The sequence below is a fragment of the Niastella vici genome, assembly GCF_002077945.1.
Taxonomy (GTDB): Bacteria; Bacteroidota; Bacteroidia; order Chitinophagales; family Chitinophagaceae; genus Niastella; species Niastella vici.
The window spans coordinates 52,481-71,874 of the sequence record NZ_LVYD01000044.1 but is presented as its reverse complement, the minus strand read 5'-3'; the positions used below and the strand labels follow the sequence as shown (position 1 = coordinate 71,874).

Annotated in this window: 12 protein-coding genes; 6 read left to right on the top strand and 6 right to left on the bottom strand. The window is 45.7% G+C overall.

Going from position 1 to position 19,394, the window contains the following annotated elements; genetic code table 11:
- Positions 1–117 precede the first annotated feature (117 nt).
- Entirely contained in the window at positions 118–399 is a 282-nt protein-coding gene (locus A3860_RS14385; protein ID WP_081147412.1) for an HPF/RaiA family ribosome-associated protein, read from the bottom strand.
- 231 nt (positions 400–630) lie between these two features.
- Here A3860_RS14385 and A3860_RS14380 point away from each other — a divergent pair, with 231 nt between their 5' ends.
- Together A3860_RS14380 and A3860_RS14375 are read left to right on the top strand one after the other, a co-directional pair.
- Positions 631–1,413 carry an MBL fold metallo-hydrolase gene (locus tag A3860_RS14380; protein ID WP_081147411.1) on the top strand — a complete coding sequence of 261 codons (783 nt, stop codon included), beginning with the start codon at positions 631–633 and terminating at the stop codon, positions 1,411–1,413.
- Between the two features lie 28 nt (positions 1,414–1,441).
- The gene (locus A3860_RS14375) at positions 1,442–2,191 is read left to right on the top strand and encodes a class I SAM-dependent methyltransferase (RefSeq protein WP_081147410.1); all 750 of its coding nucleotides are present in this window, start codon (positions 1,442–1,444) and stop codon (positions 2,189–2,191) included.
- A gap of 1 nt (position 2,192) precedes the next feature.
- Here the strand turns inward: A3860_RS14375 and A3860_RS14370 are convergent, their stop codons facing one another.
- On the bottom strand, positions 2,193–3,212 hold the full coding sequence (locus A3860_RS14370; protein ID WP_081147409.1) for a glycosyltransferase family 4 protein: 1,020 nt from the start codon (positions 3,210–3,212) through the stop codon (positions 2,193–2,195).
- A gap of 194 nt (positions 3,213–3,406) precedes the next feature.
- On the opposite strand from A3860_RS14370, the gene A3860_RS14365 reads away from it, so the two are divergent.
- The 4 genes from A3860_RS14365 (at position 3,407) to A3860_RS14350 (ending at position 8,516) form a co-directional block, all read left to right on the top strand.
- Complete coding sequence (locus A3860_RS14365; RefSeq protein WP_081147408.1) at positions 3,407–3,796, top strand: helix-turn-helix domain-containing protein; 390 nt, start codon at positions 3,407–3,409, stop codon at positions 3,794–3,796.
- Positions 3,797–3,863: 67 nt separating this feature from the next.
- Positions 3,864–4,583 carry an SDR family oxidoreductase gene (locus A3860_RS14360; RefSeq protein ID WP_081147407.1) on the top strand — a complete coding sequence of 240 codons (720 nt, stop codon included), beginning with the start codon at positions 3,864–3,866 and terminating at the stop codon, positions 4,581–4,583.
- A 248-nt stretch (positions 4,584–4,831) separates the two neighbouring features.
- Positions 4,832–6,421 (top strand): T9SS type A sorting domain-containing protein, encoded by a 1,590-nt coding sequence (locus A3860_RS14355; protein ID WP_081147406.1) that lies wholly within the window; start codon positions 4,832–4,834, stop codon positions 6,419–6,421.
- A 151-nt stretch (positions 6,422–6,572) separates the two neighbouring features.
- Positions 6,573–8,516, top strand: coding sequence for an SPFH domain-containing protein (locus A3860_RS14350; protein ID WP_081147405.1), 1,944 nt, complete (start codon positions 6,573–6,575; stop codon positions 8,514–8,516).
- Between the two features lie 116 nt (positions 8,517–8,632).
- Here A3860_RS14350 and A3860_RS14345 read toward each other — a convergent pair whose 3' ends face one another.
- The 4 genes from A3860_RS14345 to A3860_RS14330 form a co-directional block, all read right to left on the bottom strand.
- A complete protein-coding gene (locus A3860_RS14345) occupies positions 8,633–11,875 on the bottom strand; it encodes a GH92 family glycosyl hydrolase (protein ID WP_158085252.1) in 3,243 nt (1,080 codons plus the stop codon).
- 10 nt (positions 11,876–11,885) lie between these two features.
- On the bottom strand, positions 11,886–14,072 hold the full coding sequence (locus A3860_RS14340) for an alpha-N-acetylglucosaminidase (RefSeq protein WP_081147403.1): 2,187 nt from the start codon (positions 14,070–14,072) through the stop codon (positions 11,886–11,888).
- 152 nt (positions 14,073–14,224) lie between these two features.
- Positions 14,225–15,781 carry a RagB/SusD family nutrient uptake outer membrane protein gene (locus A3860_RS14335; protein WP_081147402.1) on the bottom strand — a complete coding sequence of 519 codons (1,557 nt, stop codon included), beginning with the start codon at positions 15,779–15,781 and terminating at the stop codon, positions 14,225–14,227.
- Positions 15,782–15,799: 18 nt separating this feature from the next.
- Positions 15,800–19,363 carry a SusC/RagA family TonB-linked outer membrane protein gene (locus tag A3860_RS14330; protein WP_081147401.1) on the bottom strand — a complete coding sequence of 1,188 codons (3,564 nt, stop codon included), beginning with the start codon at positions 19,361–19,363 and terminating at the stop codon, positions 15,800–15,802.
- Positions 19,364–19,394 lie beyond the last annotated feature (31 nt).

The following is a 19,394-nucleotide window of genomic DNA, read 5'->3' as shown; positions in this document are numbered from 1 at the left end:
GTATGACCTGATCTTCTTCAGGTCAATGTATGATTTTATTCAGTAAAAACGTAAAAAATGATCAGGATCATTAATTACTGTACTCCTGATCATTGTTACCAGCTAGTTTCCGCGCAATCAAAGTATTGGTTCAACAGTACTTAGTGGCACTTTCATATTCTTCAGCTGTTCATCTATGCGTTGCGAAAGCTCCTGCATGGCATCCCTGACAGCCTTTTCAAAACTCGTGGCTTTACTGTTTATAAAGAGGGAATCGCCGTAAATAGTGAGCTCAATTTCACATATTTTGTCTTCATCGGGAGCCGATGACCGCGTTTTGAAATGCACCCGGGCCGCTGCGATCTCTTTATCTATCCTATCAGCTCCATCAATTTGTCGATAGTATAATTTATTATCCATTCTTTAATCCCTTCTTTGGGATTATAAATTTCGATCTTCATATTATTCAGATTATTAGCTGGGAACAAAATTATCTTTCCCGTACATACCCCACAATGATATTTGTCAATACGAAGCATGATCGCAAGTTCCTTTCTGAAGAGGTCCGGATAAAAACGTGGCGGCGGCCCCGGTGTCTTCAATTTATATTTCTTATTTTCACAACAAAATTCTAAAAAGCATTATACATACATGATAGTTTCTTTCACTCAGGTCGACACGGCATGCATGGTTATCAACATTAACGGATTTATTATTGTTACCGACCCGGCCTTCGACAAAGAAGGCACGGTATACGAAGGCCCCCGCACGCTTTACAAAACAGGCTCGCCCAAACTTCAACCAGCGGATATAGGCCCCGTTGACCTGGTACTGCTCAGCCACGACCAGCATAAAGACAACCTTGACAATGCCGGCCGGGAATTTATTAAAACAGTAAAGCAGGTCATCTCTACACCGGGAGCTGTGGAGCGACTGGCACAAGACAATGTAACAGCACTCAACGAATGGGAAAGCATTGATATTGCAACCACTAAAATACCCGGCCTTCGCATCACTGCCACCCCCTGCCAGCATGCACCTACCCAGGAACAAACAAAAATATCCGGACATGTAATTGGATTTATGATCCAATGGGAAGAACAGCAACATGGCGCACTTTATATCTCAGGCGATACCGTATATTTTGATGGTCTTGAAGAGATCGCAAAACGGTTCAAAGTGCACACCGGTGTACTGCATGTGGGCAAGGCGGGATTTCCACAAATCAACTATATGCCGCTGACCTTTACTACCGAAATGGCCATTCGAACTGTTCGGCTGATGAACATGGAGAAATTTATTCCCACACACTTTGAAGGCTGGCAGCATTTCAATGAACAGCCTGCAGAGCTGTATGACCAGGTAATTCATTCAGACATTAAAGAGAAACTGGTTTGGTTGAAACCAGGCACACCAACTACAGTTGACATTTAGAATTGGCAGCCTTTTGTAAATTTATAATATGAACAATACCCAACGATTCAGTAACAGGGTAGAAAATTATGTGAAGTACCGTCCACACTACCCCACCGCCATTGTAACTTATTTGCAGGAACGGTTTGGTTTTACTGCCGGCACCATTGCCGATGTGGGCGCCGGCACCGGTATATTAACGAAGCTGTTCCTTGATGCCGGGTACACCGTGTACGCAGTGGAACCCAATGAGCCCATGCTGGCGAAAGCAACAGTCTTGTTAAATGATCATCCCGGTTTTACCGCTATGCCTGGCACAGCTGAAAATACAACGCTTGCCAATAACAGCGTTGATGCGGTAATGGCAGGTCAGGCTTTTCATTGGTTCAATGCCGAAAAAAGCAGGACGGAATTTATGCGCATACTAAAACCGCATGGATTAGTGGTATTGGTATGGAACGAGCGACGGATAGATTCCCCATTTGAACAGGAGTACGAAGTATTGATCAACAGGTATGGGAATGATTATGTTCAGGTAAAACACCGCAATATAGAGCAGGATGACATTGCGGCATTTTTTGCTCCAATGGCAATGGACCTGGCCACGTTTAACAACCAACAGGTATTTAACTTTGAGGGGTTAAAGGGAAGATTATTATCTTCCTCGTACGTGCCCCTGCAAGGCGAACCAAAGCATGATGAAATGATAGCCGGGCTCAAAGCTCTTTTTGATAAATACCAACAGGCAGGCGCCATCACCATTAGCTACGACACCAGGGTTTATGCCGGCAGGTGGTAGATTATAAGCCACCTGCATTCCGCGCCACTTTCTGGTACAATTGCAAATAGTGCCTGGCCATTGCCTGGCTGCTGAATTTAGCCATGGCATGTTCCCGGCATGCCTGCCGGCTTATTTTTTTAATATTACGAGTAGCCTTCACCGCTTCAGCAATATCCTGAACTAAAAAACCGGTCCTTCTGTTTATAATTAATTCCTGCATAGAACCCCGGTTAAAAGCAATTACCGGTGTGCCGCACATCATTGCTTCGGCCACACTTAGCCCGAATGGTTCTTCAAAACTGATCGGGTGTAATAATGCCAGGGCATTTGCCAGTAACTCATTGCGCTGCACGGGCCCAACATTTCCTTTGTATACAACTGATTCATCATTGAGGTAAGGAACAACCTTTTCATTAAAATAAAACTCATCCTGGATAAGACCGCAAAGAATTATTTTTTTATTGGATTGTATGGCTATCTGAATAGCTTCATAAGCGCCTTTATCTGCATGAAATCTTCCAAAATACAATAAATAATCACCTTCACCCCGGCCAAACTGAAATTGATCTTCATTTATACCATTGTAAACAGTATCGAGGTACCGAAGGGAGGGATGCCTGTTGGAATGGCTGATCGATACATACCATCCATGACCGTTATACTTTTTATATACCGGAATAATTTGTTCAGATGAAAATCCATGTATCGTAGTAATAACCGGGCACCGGATCAATCCTGAATAGGTGAGCGGGAGAAAATCAAAATGATTGTGTATAATATCAAACTTCGAAGCCTGTTCCATGAGATTGGAGATGTGAAGGCATTCCCATACTTTGGCATCGGCAGGATATTCGCCCAATGGTTTTTGACAAACCGATTGCAATTTTGCCTTCGTAACAGAATCGCCGGTGGCAAATAAAGTAACATCCAGATCATTTTTTACCAGGGCTTCTGTTAATACCGAAGCAACCTGTTCCCATGGTCCATAATTTAACGGCGGCGTTCTCCAGGTTATAGGGGCCAGAACTGCTATTTTCATTTTGAAAAAGTTGAAATTACTACCCAGGAACAGGAAAAATAGAGATACAGGAAAGAATACAGAACAGAAGGGATTGGAGTTCCAGGAAATCACAACTGAATAAGTTACGGGAAAAATACGAATTGAACTAATTTACCTTTTGAAACAACATAAAAGCCAGTAATTTCGTAGCGACTCCTGTAAATTAGAGACATATGGGAAATAAAGAAAAAAATAGCTCACCCAGAAAAATAGAAATTGCGAAACAGTTTTTGTTTGAGCTTGACAAACATTTAACCGAACTGAAAACGGGCCAGGTAACAAAATCAATTGAACTCAATGAAATTGCGGAACGCTTATTTATAGTTCCTAACCATATGAGCGACACGGTAAGCGAAGTATTTGGTAAATCGCCTTGCGAGATCTATGAGAACAAATTAATAGAAATTTCAAAAGAGATGCTTGAAAATTCAAACAAGCCAATCAACGATATCGCAAGGACCCTGGACTACGATCCTTCTAATTTCACCAAATTCTTTAAGAACTATACAGGATTAACGCCCTCTCAATACAGAAAATCAAAAACAGAACACCTCACCATTTAATCAGAACACCTCACCATTTTTTCCACCAGGGCCTGTCTAGTTTTGTCATCAAATAAATGATAGAACAATGACAACAAAAAAGACAGTGCTGATCACAGGCGCAAATCAGGGACTTGGCTTTGAAACAGCCAAACAATTAGCCGAACTTGGTTATTACGTTTACATGGGAAGTCGTGACAGCGCCAAAGGAATTGCCGCAAAACAAAAATTAAATGAATCAGGGTTTAGCAACGTGGAATTTATTGAAATAGACGTAACTGACCTCAATTCAATAAAATCGGCCAGGCAGGAATTAGAAGCAAAATCACAACGATTGGATGTGCTGATCAATAATGCAGGCATCTCAGGGGGACTAATAACTCAAAATATGTCTACATACGATATTGAAAATTTGCGGAAAGTATTTGAAACTAATTTTTACGGGGCCGTGCAAACAACACAACAATTTATTGATCTGCTAAAAAGGTCAAACGAACCACGCATTGTAAATGTTTCAAGCGGATTAGGTTCCCTTGGGTTTAGTTTTTCTCATGATCTCGCATTCTATGCATACGGTTGTTCCAAAACAGCATTAAATGCTTTTACTGTAAGTTTAGCGAAGGAATTAAGGGATACAAATTTCAAAATAAACAGCGTTGAACCGGGCTACACTGCCACAAACCTCAATCAATATCAGGGCACGCAAACCCCGGAACAGGCTGTTGGTATCATTGTAAAATATGCAACCGTAAGCAATGATGCACCAACTGGAAAGTTCTTCTGGAAAGAAGGCGAATTTGCCTGGTAAAAAGCTACCGCCAACAAGGTAATTAACCCTCGTAAAAACCATCACCTGGCATTAAACCGGGCATCCAACTAATTGGAAATTCTATTCCAATTAATTCTATTACATATATTAACAGGTATATAGATCTTTAAATCAGAAATATAAGCAAATGAATAATCGGCCATAAGTTAATGACGTACCAGGGCTCAGTTTAAATAAAAATTTTAAGTGAGGATGACCGTTATTTAAAGCAACTCAATCCTTACTCAATGAAAACCCTGAGCTCATCGCATCTTACAGCCTGCTGTAAGATGCCCGGTTTTATAACCGTATTATTATTTATTTCATCGCACGAAGCAAGGGCCCAGTTCCCGGTAACGGCGGTGAGTACGCATACTGTAAATGCCACCACTTCATTAACCTATTCCGGTACAGGCGCCACAGGCAATGCATCAAGCGGTTTTGCCGGCAATTCCTACACCTACAAATTTGGTACGGCCGTTCAAACCACCAACAACAATGTTATCATTGATTCATTTACAGCCAACTCACTGGTTTATCATTATGAACCGGCTTCCTCCTACGTTAAATTTCGCAGAGTTAACAATGCCACGGCAACGGGGAACCGGAAATCATTTCGAATAGAGCAAACCGGAGGCGCCGTAAATGCGGGCGGCACGGCATCCCTGTTACCCGACTATGACGACAGTCTTGAACGGGTATATACCCAACGGCTCATAAACGTTGGCATAGATAATTTATTCCAGAATGATGTTGCCACCAATAACAATAATATAGAAAGAATGGATGTGATCTTTCCAAACGGCATAAAAGCAACAGATAATACCAAGGCTGGTTTTGGCGTATTTGAATGGGGTACCGCGGGCGGGCACGATCCTTTTGTTATCGCAGCCATAAAAACCCTGGATGCATCCCAAAATCCGTCATCCTATTATACGGCCGATTCTGTAGGTCCATCCTATTATGGTAGCGGCATTATTGGTAATGCCAATTACCTGATCATGCGCCAAAACGACGGCGAAACCAGGATGTTACTGGAAGGCAATAATACAGGTGCTGCTCAAAACCGGGATGGCGTGTTTTTGCGTTTCAGCGATCTGTCGGTCCCCAGCAATACAATGATATATGGGTACTCCATATTTGCACCTGACACAAAAAGGACACCTGTTACCAACCTGGTAGATTATACCAATGGCACCAATTTTCCTACCACCACCAATTTAAGTGGCGGCGGTCTTGATCCGCTGGCCGTAACCGGCCTTTGGGTGATCAATAGCTCCTTTGTAGTATTGGCTGAATTGATAGACGGCGTGCAATCAACGGTGGTAAATGACCAGGTAAAACTGAGCTGGACATTGCAGAACACCAGTGACCTTGCCGAACAGGTAGTGGAAAAAAGTACTGATGGCATAAACTATACATTCATGCAACAGGTGGCCATACAGGCCACCGCCCAACAAACCGCAATAGATACCCGGCCCGCAAACGGGAAAAATTATTACCGGCTTAAACTGGTGCTGAAAAATGGCCCGGTGCTGTATAGCTCCATAAGCTGGGCAACTATGAAAACCACCCCTGAGCTGGTTATGGATGTTTACCCTAACCCGGTTAAAAACAAACTGGTTAACCTTGACCTGGGCGGTTTAACAAACAGTAACTATACCTTGCTGTTGCTTGATATGATGGGCCATCCCCTGCTGCGCCAGTCCATTACCGGCCAGCAAACATTGCATACTTCGGTTTCGCTGCCAGGTTATTTACGCAGCGGCACCTATTTACTGCAACTGACCAATCAATTGGGCGATAAGGTAGCCGAGCGGCAATTGATAGTTCAGTAAAAAATAACAATCGACCGGGAAGGAATGATCAACAAATGTTAAGGTTGGTTGCGTAAGCCATATAAAACAACCGGGGAGGTGCGTATATTTGTCAACAGGTAGCGATGAACGACAAATGTAAAGCCTTAACCCCTTAAAAAACAAATAGCACATGGCAACTCCTTTCCTGGTTAAATGGGGCCTGATCATTGGTATCCCCTTATTGGTCTTATTGTTCTACAGACTTATCCTTCGGGTATTTTTTGGACTGGTGATCGTTCCTGAGGACAGGATCGGCCTGGTCACCAAGAAGTTCGTTCTGATGGGCCGGCAAAGCCTGCCCGAAGGACGCATTATTGCCATCGATGGCGAAGCCGGTTTTCAGGCCCAGACCCTGGCGCCCGGTGTATACTTTGGCAAATGGTTCTGGCAGTACAGCATTACCTTCCAGCCTTTTACAATCATTCCCACCGGAAAAATAGGCCTGGTGCTGGCGAAAGATGGCGCCGAGCTGGATACCGGTCACATCCTTGCCAGAAAAGTAGCCTGTGACTCCTTCCAGGATGCGGAAGCTTTTTTGAAGAATGGAGGTAGAAAGGGACGGCAAACGGCGATCATCACCCCGGGCTCTTACCGCATCAATACGCTGCTGTTCGAACTGGAGATAGCTGATATGGTGAGCATACCCGATAATGCCGTTGGTATTGTAACGACCTGCGAAGGGAAACCCCTGGGCGAAGGACAGATCGCCGGCAAGATCATCGGCGAACACAACAACTTCCAGGATGTGGACGGATTTCTCAATAATGGCGGTTATAAAGGCCTGCAGGAACAGGTCATTCTCGCCGGTTCTTATTTCCTGAACCCCTGGTTTGTTAAAATGGAGACAGTAAAGATGACGGAGATCCCCATTGGGCATGTAGGGGTGGTGATCAGCTACGTAGGCAACGATGGCGTAGACCTGAGTGGCGTGGAATTTAAACACGGAAATATTGTTGCAAAAGGAAGCAAAGGTGTTTGGGCAGAACCACTGGGACCCGGTAAGTACCCGATCAACCCTTTTATCCTGAAAGTGGAACTGGTGCCCACCACCAACCTGGTGTTGAACTGGGCCGCCGCCAGAAGTGAGGCGCACCAGCTGGATAAGAACCTTTCTACGATCACTGTACGCAGTAAGGACGGTTTCCCGTTCAATCTCGACGTAGCACAGATCATCCATATTCCGACGACAGAAGCGCCAAAAGTGATCGCCCGGTTCGGGAATATGGTCAACCTCGTAAGCCAGGTGCTGGAACCCACCATCGGCAACTATTTCCGTAACTCTGCACAGGACAGCGATGTGATCGCATTCCTCGGTTCCAGAAAGGAACGGCAGGAATCGGCCCGTACGCATATCGGCCACGTATTGGAGCAATACAATGTCTTTGGCGTTGACACCCTGATCGGAGACATTGTTCCGCCAGAAAGCCTGATGAAAACACTGACAGACCGCAAACTGGCCGAAGAACAAAAAGTAACTTTCGAAACGCAGAAACAGGCCCAGGAAACCCGGCAAAGCCTGGAAAAAGAAACAGCCATTGCCGAGATCCAGAAAGATATCGTAAAAGCCGACCAGGGCGTGGTGATCGCAGAACGTATCGCCGATGCGTCAGTGAAAAAGGCCACCGGTGATGCCAACAGCGTTCGCCTGCAGGCCAATGCAGAGGCCGACCGGCTGAAACTCCTCGCAAGCGGTGAGGCTGAAAAAACACGCCTGCTGGCCAAAGCCGAGGCCGAAAAGATAGAATGGATCGCAAAAGCCGATGCGGAAAAGATCTCGCTTACAGGTAATGCCGAGGCCGAGAAGATCCTCGCCATTGGTAAGTCCTCCGCAGAATCTTATAAACTGGCGGTAGAGGCCATGGGTGGCGGCAATTTTACCCAGTTAAAGGTGATGGAGGCAATTGGCGCCCAGCAGATCAAGATCATGCCCGATATCCTGATCGGCGGCGGCGGTGACGCCTCCAACGGACCGATCAACGGCCTGCTGGGACTGCAATTACTGGAACAACTCCGGAAAAGTGCAGCCAATGGCAACGGCACCGACGGAACAACCGGCAGCATCGAGAATAAATAGCGGCAAAACAAACAGTAAACGACATACACAAACGAAAGGGCCGTTCGAAGTTCTCTCTCCGGGCGGCCTTTTCTTGTAAATAATTTGAGAAGAAACACCCGGACCGCTGAGATCGCCTAGTGGATTTGCTCCTTTTTCATAATAGCCAGGATTTCATTTGCCGATAAAGGGGCGGCGAATATTTTTATATGGTCCAGGTAGCCGTCAAAGATCCGTTGTCCGGGAAATTCTTCATTGCGGCCTATCGTCCATTTGTTGGGAGCAGATAAATTCATGCGGTCCTGCAAACGGGTAGTTCCTTTCAATACGCCGTCGATATATAATTTAAAATAATTGCCATCACAAACGCCGGCCAGGTGATGCCAGTTGTTGAACCAGTTTGCTGGTAACGGCGCCTCGCATTCTCCCCTGCCCCAGCCGCCTGCAAAAAAAGTAAGCTGTTTATTACCGGCTACCTGCAATACATGATAATCGCCTTTTGTGAACAGATCAACCAATCCGTCGTTCTTTCCAATGGGAAACACCCATAACATCATGGTTATTGTTTCGCCGAGGCTATCAACAGGTATTGAGTTGGGCACCTGTATGTAACAGTCTTTGTTAAAACGTAGCGTACTGAGTGCCGTCGAAGGCTTATTCGAGGCGGCTCGCATAATGGCGCCATCATTCCCAAAACCCGAGCTATCGATCACTACACTGTCACCGGCAGCAACTGCCGATAAATTAAGTAAAGCCGTCTCTATATTGTCACTACACACTTTAAATAATGCTGCTGCATTATTAACACGAAGCGTTAGCACACCCGTTCTTTTAACCGGCACAAGCTGTACAACAGGCTGTATAGCTCCCGGCTGCAAAGAAATGGTGTCGGTACAAATCAATGAATCGTTTATGCTTACAGGAAGATAAAATGTATGGGGTTCCCCGTCTGTATTCTGTACATTGAAAGTGATCAACTGCGATTCACCGGAACGGATAACCGGTTTTATTACCAGTGCGCTGATCGCAGGCTGCCCGGTGAACCCGGTTGCGGCCCGTTTTACGTCAATTTCTTTGGCTGTTGCCCCGTCAATTTGTACACTGGTTTTTCCAAACGTATACAAACGGCACATTACAGAGTCAGTAATTGTTGCATTGCCCGGCACCAGGCAATTCTTTTGCGCAACTACTTTTCCATTTACAAACAGCGTTACCCTTTTTGTACCTGTGCTGCCGGTGTTTTGCAATTCAAAATGTACCCATACCGGTTCATGCGGCGCCACCCTGTTTTTTGACAACCAATAATTGACCAGCTGAAAGCCGGGATCGCTTACCGTTTCTGACATGCCGGTTAAAGTGGTATCAGTCACCCATTCGGTATGCGGCACCCCATCCATCACGAAATCCATTTCGCCTCCCTGTTCAAGCAGGTCATGTGACAACCATAAGCGGTGGTAAGGAACGCCATTCAGCAATACATTTTTTACATAGCTGTTTTTCGCAGCAATATTGCCGCCCCTGATCACATATTGCTTTCCATTATCGAGATGAATAGTAACCGATCTGAAAAGTGGTGTACCAATAGCATATACCGCACGGCCGGGGCATACCGGATAAATTCCCAAAGCACTAAAGACAAACCAGCTACTGGTAGCGCCGAGATCATCATTACCCGGTAAGCCACCAGGTGTTGCACTAAAGCGGGTATGTATTATTTTTTGCACCCAGTGCTGTGTTTTATAGAAAGAATCGGTATAATTAAAAAGGTAAGGCACATGGAACAGGGTTTCATTATCGAACACCAGCTGCTCAGTACCCAGTGCTGAATCGAGCCGGGAAACAAATGACTGATCACCACCCATTATATTCACCAGGTCTTTTGCGTTGTGCGGTACAAAAAAGGAATATACCCACGCATCGCCTTCTTTATAGCCAAAAGTACCGGGCTGTAATTTGTATTCATTTCCATTACGTGGTAATAAAAATAATTCCTTCGCATTAAAGAGGTGGCGATAATTAAAAGCTGCCTTACTAAAATGATCATAGGTGGCCGAATCCTGCATTGCCTGTGCAAACTGAGCCAATGCCCAGTCATTGTAGGCATATTCAACGGTTCGGGTAACCGATTCGGGATAGGAAAATGGAATGTACCCCCTATTGCGGTAAACTTCCATATCGGATTGAATAAAAGGCCCCACCGCCATGCTTTTTTTCATGGCATTCAATGCCAGCAAACCATCCGACACTTTTATTCCTTTTAGCCACGAATCGGTAATAATAGCAATGGCATGATTACCGGTCATAGACTCTGTTGGCAGGTAGCCGGTTTGCCGGTAAATATCGAGCATCGACTCCACCATATCTTTTTGCCTGCCGGGAAATAACAAACACAGCAATGGATGCAAGGTTCTAAAAGTATCCCAGGGAGAAAAAGTGTTGTATTGATGGGCGCCTGTTGTTTGATGAATATGGCCATCGGCGCCCCGGTATTTTCCGTTTGCGTCATTAACGATCCAGGGAACTAATAACGCATGGTATAAAGCAGTATAAAAAATGGTCTTATTGCTTTCACTGGTGTCATCAATGGTAATTACCGACAATGCCTTGCGCCATTTATTGCGGGTATCTTCCAGGCGTTCATTAAAACCACTGTTCTCTGCAGCCATATTTAAAACAGCGCCTTCAACGTTTACCGTAGAAAAGCTTACCTGTAGTTCAATTACAACGGGCCCCGCCGATTGCGGCGCAAACGTAAGCAACCAGCCGCCGGGCACCTCCTCACGGGTTATGTAGTCTTTATTAAACCGGAATAATGCATTCCCTACCGTACCGGTTATTTCATGTTTTGACCTTACGGTTAATGTACCGGCATCGCCGATAAATATTTTTGGTATTACCTTTTGCGGAAAAGTAAATCGAAAGTGGCCTGTTCGTTCCCCTGCAGTGGCTTCAACAAGCGTATGATCATCGCTGAACGATACGCGGTAATAGCCGGGCGCTGCTTTTTCTGCCTGGTGAGAAAAATGTCTTGAATAGGTATTTACACGAAATTTACCGGCGGCCTTTACCGGCATAACATACACACGGCCCGATGAGCCATTCGGGAAGCCGCTCAAATGCTGTGTACAGCTGAAAAAACAGATACTGCTATCGTGATAATCGTAGCCTTTGCCGCCGGTTGTACGCGTTTCGGGTGTTAACTGTACTGCACCCCATGGCGCTACCGCCCCGGGGTAGGTTCCGCCTTCACTGCCCCATTTGGTACGCACATTCGACTCAGTGGTACCAATAAATGTATTTACGTATTGTAAAGGACCGGTTTGCGCCCATGCATTACCGGCAACAGCTAACATGGTGAAGAATAAGATATACTGTTTCATAAAAAGCATCTCACTTCACCCTGTTTATATATTTTGTATACAATCGCTTCGACACTTCGATGGCATTGCCGGTTGGTGAGGCTGTATACGTATCGTTGCTGTTAACCCAATTCCATTCCCATGTTTTTACAGCAGCTTCAAAATCGTTCATCTCCATTCTGGCGCCGGTGGCCATTTTCTGCTGCAAATAGGTGAAGAACTGTTGCCAGCGCGGTTTGTAAAATCCCTTTATTAAACCGGCCCATTGCCGGCAGGAATATTCATGCAATTCACTTTCTTTATTGCCCCATAAGGTGATCACATTCCTTGCATTTAACTCATATAATTTTTTTTCATTTTCATCGGCGCCACAACTGCGGGCATCGGCAATCCATTTTCCCAATAAAAAGTCTTTGCGGGTAGCCAGCAATTCATCCATATCATCCATGAGCTCCAGAAATTCCCGGGTGTATTTTGTAAAAGAACCCGTATCGTTCTGCAAATAAGCAAGCACCCATTTTTGTTGCAGCGGGGTAGCATAATTTGCCAGTACCTGGCGGGTGATATCAACAAGATCGTATTGAAAGCCGTCGCTTTGCTGCAGGCTGGGAATGGTTTGTATAAAAAGCGTTAAGGCCGAAACCAGTTTGTTGGGATCGTAATCCAGTTTTGTTCTTACCCTGTCGCCAAACATATGGATGGTAGGCCGGGCAACTATAATTGATTCGGGCCCGCCTTCACCCAGGCCGCCATTGTACACCGTTTTTTCGAGTATACGCCAGGCTGAATCAATGAGCTCATTGTGTACGCCGTATCGCTGTGTGGCATATTGGGGCAACCATTTTACCAGATCGACACCCGCTTCATTCCATACATTTTCGAGCATGAGGTGATAAAGCGCCGGATTTTGTTCTATGCCTTCCATGGTTAACCCAATACCTTCCATTTTACGGGATGCTGTCTGGTGCAATGCGGCCGAGGGGTCCTTTGCGGCGTTGGCCATTCTACCCCATAAACTGATGTTACCGCCAAAATTATGCAGCATATTCCAGATCCAGGGTTTGCCATAATAAGCCTCCGTGCGGTCCCATACCGGGTGGCTTTCGCTGTAGAGATCGAGCATGATCAGGTGATCATCAGGCACCGCATTGAGCAAAGCCTTTATTTGTGTTGGTTGCCAGTAATCGGAATTATAATGAAACATCCAGCCCTGCATCACCCATACTGCCGCTGCATCGGCGCCTGCCATGGACTGAAAAACCCTTTTACTCATGGCATCCAAAAAGGCTGAGTCCTTTGTTGGCGGAACATTTTCATTAAATGTATCGGCACTGTAAAAATGATCGGTACCATACTCCTGTGTTTGTGCTTCGATAAATTGTTTACCAACACTTTCAAAGAGGGCATCGGCCGGATCTAATATATATACATCCGGAAAACCGGCGCCCCAATTGGTCTTTTTTATTTTTGCATTGGGAAATTTTTGATCGAACGAGGGTGGTACATGACCGGTAAAAGCGGGCAATACCGGTTTCATTCCAAAACTGCGTTCTCTTTCCAGTATTTGCTTTTGCAATTCCTTTTGCCGGTTCATCCAGTGCTGTGGCAATGGTCCATCCCACCCGTCGATATTACCCATCCACAACCACGAAAAATAGGCAGGGCCGGTGAAAAAACCTGCCAGCTCATTATCGGTAAAGCCCATTTTTTTATATACCTGTTGCCAGATAGCTTCTTCACCGGTAAGCGCCAGCGGCATATTGATACCATTGAGCGCCATCCAGTCAATTTCCTGTTGCCACCGCTCCCAGTCCCACCAGGCCATTGAATATTGAAAGGTGCAGTAGTTGAGATAATACCTGTATTTATAAGGCGTGGCTTTGTGCACTTTTTTTGTAACTACCGGCAACTGACCGGGCAAATGCAGGTTAATGCCATTCCAGCTTATCTGGCAATTACAATATTGTTGCAGGTAATAGTTGAGGGCAGCAGCAACAGACAACCCACTATTTCCCCGCAATACAATTTTACCCTTGCGGCTTTCGAGTTCAAATACATCTTTGCCGTTCTGCTGTGGTATAGCTTCAATAATAAAAGAAGAAGACCTGTCTTTTACTATGCGCTGAACAAAGGCGGTAAGGGCTGCTGTGTTTACCTGCGAAAAGGCGGTTTGGGCAAAAAGAAAAATTACCAGGAAAGAAACAAGCCAATGCTTCATAGTTACAAAAACATTTCAATGTGAAAAAAGTTCCGGCCCGGGTTACCGGACCGAAACTCCAAACTAACACTTTAAAACCAAAAGGCAATAGACAATTGACAGGGGAACCGAATTCACTTATTGCCTGTTGCTTATTGCCAATTGCTTATTGGTTAATAATTCGGGTTCTGTGTTATTACGCCTTTGCTTTCATCGATGACCACCTGCGGAACAGGCACATAGTAATTCTTTGGCCGCTGAAACACACGCGCAGGCACCACTACGGCCCCATTATACGGCTGCAACGGCGAAGCTTTTTTGGGTTTGTTGAAAATGGTATCGAGGTTGATCAGTTTTGCTTTATCCCAGCGTAACAGGTCCTGAAAACGTACATTTTCTCCACCCAGTTCAACACGCCTTTCATGGATCAGTTGATTTATACCTGCACCAGTTACAGTGGCCAGTCCGGCTCTTTTTCTAACTACATTAATTTCGGCATCACCGGCGCCGGCGCCATTTTTTCTGATCTTAGCTTCGGCTACCAGCAAATAAATATCGGCAGTACGTAACAGGGGTTGTTTCAGATCGCCATCCAAACTACCCGAACCATCGGGATTATAGGCAGTATATTTTCTGAGATTATACCCGGTAGTGAGCGAATTGCTGGGTAACATTCTTCCGGTTGACTGACCTGTTTTACCGGCAAACATCTGGTAGGCATCTTTGTCGGTTATTTCTATCAGTGTGGTTTGATATGGAATTGAATCACCCACCTCGAGCAGCGTCGTTTTTTTACGGATCGAATCGCCTGTTTCAAACTCATCGGCAAAACTTTGCGTGGGATGATGAAAACCCCAACCGTTCCATGCCCGTGGTGTGAAATAATAATTAATAAGAGAGTTGTTGAAATTGTTTTTGTTCCATACGGCAAACAGAATTTCTGAATTGCTTTCCTGGCTTCCGAGCGTAAAGTTATCGCGGTAACTGGTGGCCAGTGCATAGTTTGAACTGGTGATCACTTTTGATCCGTATTCAATGGCCTTGTCAACATTATCTTCCATCATATACAACTTGCAAAGCATACCCCAGGCGGCGCCTTTATGCACGCGGCCTTTATCTTCATCGGCGTATTTTTCGGGCAACAGATCGGCCGCTTTTAACAGATCTGATTCAATTTGTGCGCGCACTTTAGTAATGCTGTCCTTGGGAACGTTGTAGGTACCGGTTGCCACATTGTTTTCGAGTATCAATGGTACACTGCCAAAGATCTGGTTCAGGATATAATACCCGTAAGCGCGTAAGAAGTAAGCTTCGCCCAGCGACCGGTTGCGAATGGCATCATCCATCGTGGGCACTTTGGGGATATACATAATAGCATTGTTGGCACGGGCTATTTGTTCGTACGACCATGACCAGGTTGGACGCAGCTGGTAAGTGGTGGGCGTTGCGGTGAACCGTTCTATTTCCCAAAAATCGGGGTGGTCGCCGTCAACTGAAATATCGTCGCTGGCATCGTCGAATGCGTAATTGTTATGCCCTACGCCTTCTTCCTGCGTAAGCACATTGTAAATACCATTAACGCCGGCAATTACATCGTTTTGATTGCGCCAGTAGTTGGCTGTTGTAAAGGAGCCCGTGGGATCGCTGTCCAACGGATGTTTTATACATCCGGCAACCAGCATACATAGTATGCAGCCTGTAACGTATATATATACCAGATTAAGTTTCATAATGCTGTTGTTTTAAAACTAAAAATTAAAAGAGGCGCCTATCATCAGTGTTCTTGAAGGCGGGTATTGCGCCACATCAACCCCTCTTTGCCGGTTGCCATCGGTATAACCCAACTCTGGTGTATAACCACTGTACGGAGTAAGTATGAATACATTGTAGCAGCTTACATACACCCTGGTATCGGGTAATAATGCGTCGGCTATTTTTAGTTTACGAAAAGTATAACCTAATGAAATGTTTTTTAAGGCCAGGTAATTTCCTTTTTCGATCCACAGATCGCTCGAGCGGTAATTTAAGTTGGCATTGGTGCGGCTTACCCGTGGAATACTGTTGCTGGTGCCTTCGCCATGCCAGCGGCCTAATGCTTCGTGGTACAGGTTAAATACCTGCGTGGCATCCAAACCGGCCATGCGATCGGCATTGTACAGCTTAACACCCATTACACCCGAAAATGAAAAGCTGCAATCAAAACCTTTGTACCAGGCGCTGCCGTTGATGCCATAAGTGGCACGTGGATTGGGATCGCCCAGGTTTACGCGGTCTTTATCGTCAATAACGCCATCGCCGTTTTGATCAATGAACTTTACATCACCGGGTTTAATATTCGCTTTGTTTGGATCGTTGGTAATATTGGGATCTTTATCAATGTCGCCCTGGTTCTGATACAAACCACCGGTCTTAAATCCATAGAACGAAGCAAGCGGTTGCCCTTCGTAGGTACGCGAAGTTTCGAGCGACTCACGGCCGTAAAAAGCGGCGCCTATATAGTCTTTATTATTACCATACAGTTTGGTCACTTTATTTTTAATGAAGGCGGCATTTACATTAACTGAATACCCCAATTCACCCACTTTATCCTGGTAGCCCAATTCCACTTCAACACCTCTGTTATTTAAGGTGCCGATGTTTTGGTTGGGAACTATCACTACACCGCCGGGTATGTAGCCGTTTCCGGCGCCATAGGTTTCAACCAGCGGATAAGGGATCAGCATGTCTTTGGTGTTTTTATTGAACCAGGTAACGGTACCGGTTAGCTTATTGCTTAAAGCGCTGAATTCAAGACTGATATTCGTCATTTCGGCCCGTTCCCAGGTAATACCAGGATTGGCAAGGCTGGTAATAAATGCCCCGTCGACTACATTGGTGCCGGTACCAAACGCATAAATGCTGCCCGATCCGCCACGTGTTATAATACCGAGGTATTGATAGGCGGGAACATTCTGGTTACCCAACTGGCCCCAGCCGCCGGTAACCTTTAATGAATTGATAAATGAGATATTGTTTTTGAAGAAGTTTTCATCCGAAATGCGCCAGCCGGCCGAAAAGGCAGGGAAGTAGCCCCATTGTTGACCGGTTGGAAATTTGCTCGATCCATCGGCGCGCATGGTGGCGGTTAGCAGGTACTTTCCTTTAAAACCATAGTTGGCTCTTGCGAAATAAGAGACCAGCCCTTCGTCGGGATTGTTATTGCCGCTCGAAAACTGATTTCCACTGCTGCCGCTGTTCAATACGCGCTGATCGGAGCTGGCATCGTCGTACCCCCGGCGTTCGGCTGTGAACCAGTTGCTTTTCAGGTTCTGGGCCGAATAACCACCTGTTACGTTAAGGGTATGGTTTGCACCCAACTTAGCATCCCAGGTAAGGTAATATTCTTCGAGCAAAGAAGTTCTTTTTTGAGACGTTTGCGTTAAGATAGCGAGTGAATTTACCCTTGTTTGATCGGGCGTGGCAATGGAAAAATTATAATAGTAGTTCAGCGTTTGGTCGAACCCGTAATTGGCCCTGAACTTCAGGCCCTTTAAAATTTCTATTTCAGCATAGGCATTGGCCAGGATGCGTGAATTTCTGTTCGACTGGTCAATGTTGGCGGCTGTGAACACCGGGTTATTGATGTCGCCCAGTTCATTATCGGCTTTTGAGCTGCCCCAGGTGCCATCGTCTTTTTTAACGGGAATGGCGGGGTTAAAACGAAGGGCGCTCCATACCAAACCATCCTGTGATGAACGTGTATTGGGGCCGGCATCGTTGGTTGAAGAGTACAAAAAGTTTTCACCTACTTTAATACGGCCGCCGAGCTTATGTTCTGAATTGAAGCGGGCGCTGTACCGGCGAAAGAAAGAGTTTTGGATCATCCCTTTGTTATCGTAGTAATTGCCCGATAAGCTAAAGTTCGAGTTTTTATTACCTCCTCTCAGCGATGCATCTACATTATTTACTTTACCTGTACCAAACAAGGCATCCTGCCAGTTGGTACGCTGAACGGCATAATAGGGATCGTTCCAGATGGCGGGAACAGGTGAGCCATCGTTGTTAAATTCTTCTTTCTTTAATGTTACCAGGTCGGGTGCTGTTAACAGATCCAGTTTCTTCAATACTTTCGACTGACCGGTATAGGCGTTTATGTTTGCCTTTAATTTCTCTTCGTAGTTTCCTTTTTTGGTGGTAACGAGTATTACGCCATTGGCGGCCCTGGTACCATAAATGGCCGATGAAGAAGCATCTTTCAACACTTCAATGGAAGCGATGTCGTTGGGGTTTACATCGGTAAGGCTGCCAGCAGGTACGCCATCGATCACCACCAGCGGATCGGCGCTGTTGAGGGTGCCGGTACCACGAATACGAATGGCGGGTGTGCTGTTGGGAGCGCCATCGCCGCTTACTATATCAACGCCCGAAGCCCGGCCCTGTAACGCCTGCGCTGCATTGGTAACCGGCAGGTTTTGAAAATCTTCGCCTTTTACCCGGCTAATGGTCCCTGTTACATCTCTTTTACGTTGTGTGCCGTACCCCACTACTACTACATCGGTTAAACCTGTAGCAGCCAGTTTCATGGTAATATTCATGGCGGGGATGGCCGATTCGCCAACAGTGATGGTTGTTGTAACCGGTTGAAATCCTACCGAAGATATTTCCAGTTCCCACGTACCATTGGGCACAGTGAACTGAAATTTACCCTTATGGTCGGTAACGGTGCCGATGTTTAGTTTTTTGATAGAAACAGCCGCGCCTTCAACAGGTTGATCTTTTTCATCCTTCACCGTTCCCGAAACAGGTTGTGCAGTGGGTGCATAGGCTGCCCTTAAATTGCCTGAGCCCGTTGCTGCTGCTGTTGGTTCCGGCGCCGTGCCAATGGTCACTGCCAGGGCAGTAGTTTTTTCTTCCTTCTTTTCTTTTTCTTTTACGATGATGGTCTTTTCGTGCAGAATATATATGAGTGGCTGATCTTTAAAACAGACGTCAAGCACTTCCTTTACGGTAGCATTGCGGGCTTCAATATTTACCCGGTGCGCTTTGGCCAGTACCTGGCTGCTGAATAAAAAATCGTATCCCCCCTGTTGCTGGATCAGTTCAAAGATCTGTTCCAGCGTGGCGTTCTTTTTAACGATGGTGATTTTCTGCGCCAGGCCACTGGCACTTACGTGCAGGCAGGCAACGAGTAACAGAAAAGCAGTTATTTTCATAATTAGCAGCATTTTGGCCGGCAGCCACCGGTTGGTTGGCCGGGTGGCGCCGGATCCAGGTTCATTACTGCATGGCACCGGGTTCAATTGCCATGGTGCGCAGTAAATTGTGAATTTCATACTTTTGTGAAGTTTTGGTTTACAATTCAAT

Coding starts and splice junctions, on each gene's coding strand:
- A3860_RS14385 (WP_081147412.1), bottom strand. CDS start 399: ATGGATAATAAATTATACTATCGACAAATTGATGGAGCTGATAGGATA.
- A3860_RS14335 (WP_081147402.1), bottom strand. CDS start 15,781: ATGAAACTTAATCTGGTATATATATACGTTACAGGCTGCATACTATGT.
- A3860_RS14370 (WP_081147409.1), bottom strand. CDS start 3,212: ATGAAAATAGCAGTTCTGGCCCCTATAACCTGGAGAACGCCGCCGTTA.
- A3860_RS14355 (WP_081147406.1), top strand. CDS start 4,832: ATGAAAACCCTGAGCTCATCGCATCTTACAGCCTGCTGTAAGATGCCC.
- A3860_RS14340 (WP_081147403.1), bottom strand. CDS start 14,072: ATGAAGCATTGGCTTGTTTCTTTCCTGGTAATTTTTCTTTTTGCCCAA.
- A3860_RS14380 (WP_081147411.1), top strand. CDS start 631: ATGATAGTTTCTTTCACTCAGGTCGACACGGCATGCATGGTTATCAAC.
- A3860_RS14350 (WP_081147405.1), top strand. CDS start 6,573: ATGGCAACTCCTTTCCTGGTTAAATGGGGCCTGATCATTGGTATCCCC.
- A3860_RS14330 (WP_081147401.1), bottom strand. CDS start 19,363: ATGAAATTCACAATTTACTGCGCACCATGGCAATTGAACCCGGTGCCA.
- A3860_RS14365 (WP_081147408.1), top strand. CDS start 3,407: ATGGGAAATAAAGAAAAAAATAGCTCACCCAGAAAAATAGAAATTGCG.
- A3860_RS14345 (WP_158085252.1), bottom strand. CDS start 11,875: ATGAAACAGTATATCTTATTCTTCACCATGTTAGCTGTTGCCGGTAAT.
- A3860_RS14375 (WP_081147410.1), top strand. CDS start 1,442: ATGAACAATACCCAACGATTCAGTAACAGGGTAGAAAATTATGTGAAG.
- A3860_RS14360 (WP_081147407.1), top strand. CDS start 3,864: ATGACAACAAAAAAGACAGTGCTGATCACAGGCGCAAATCAGGGACTT.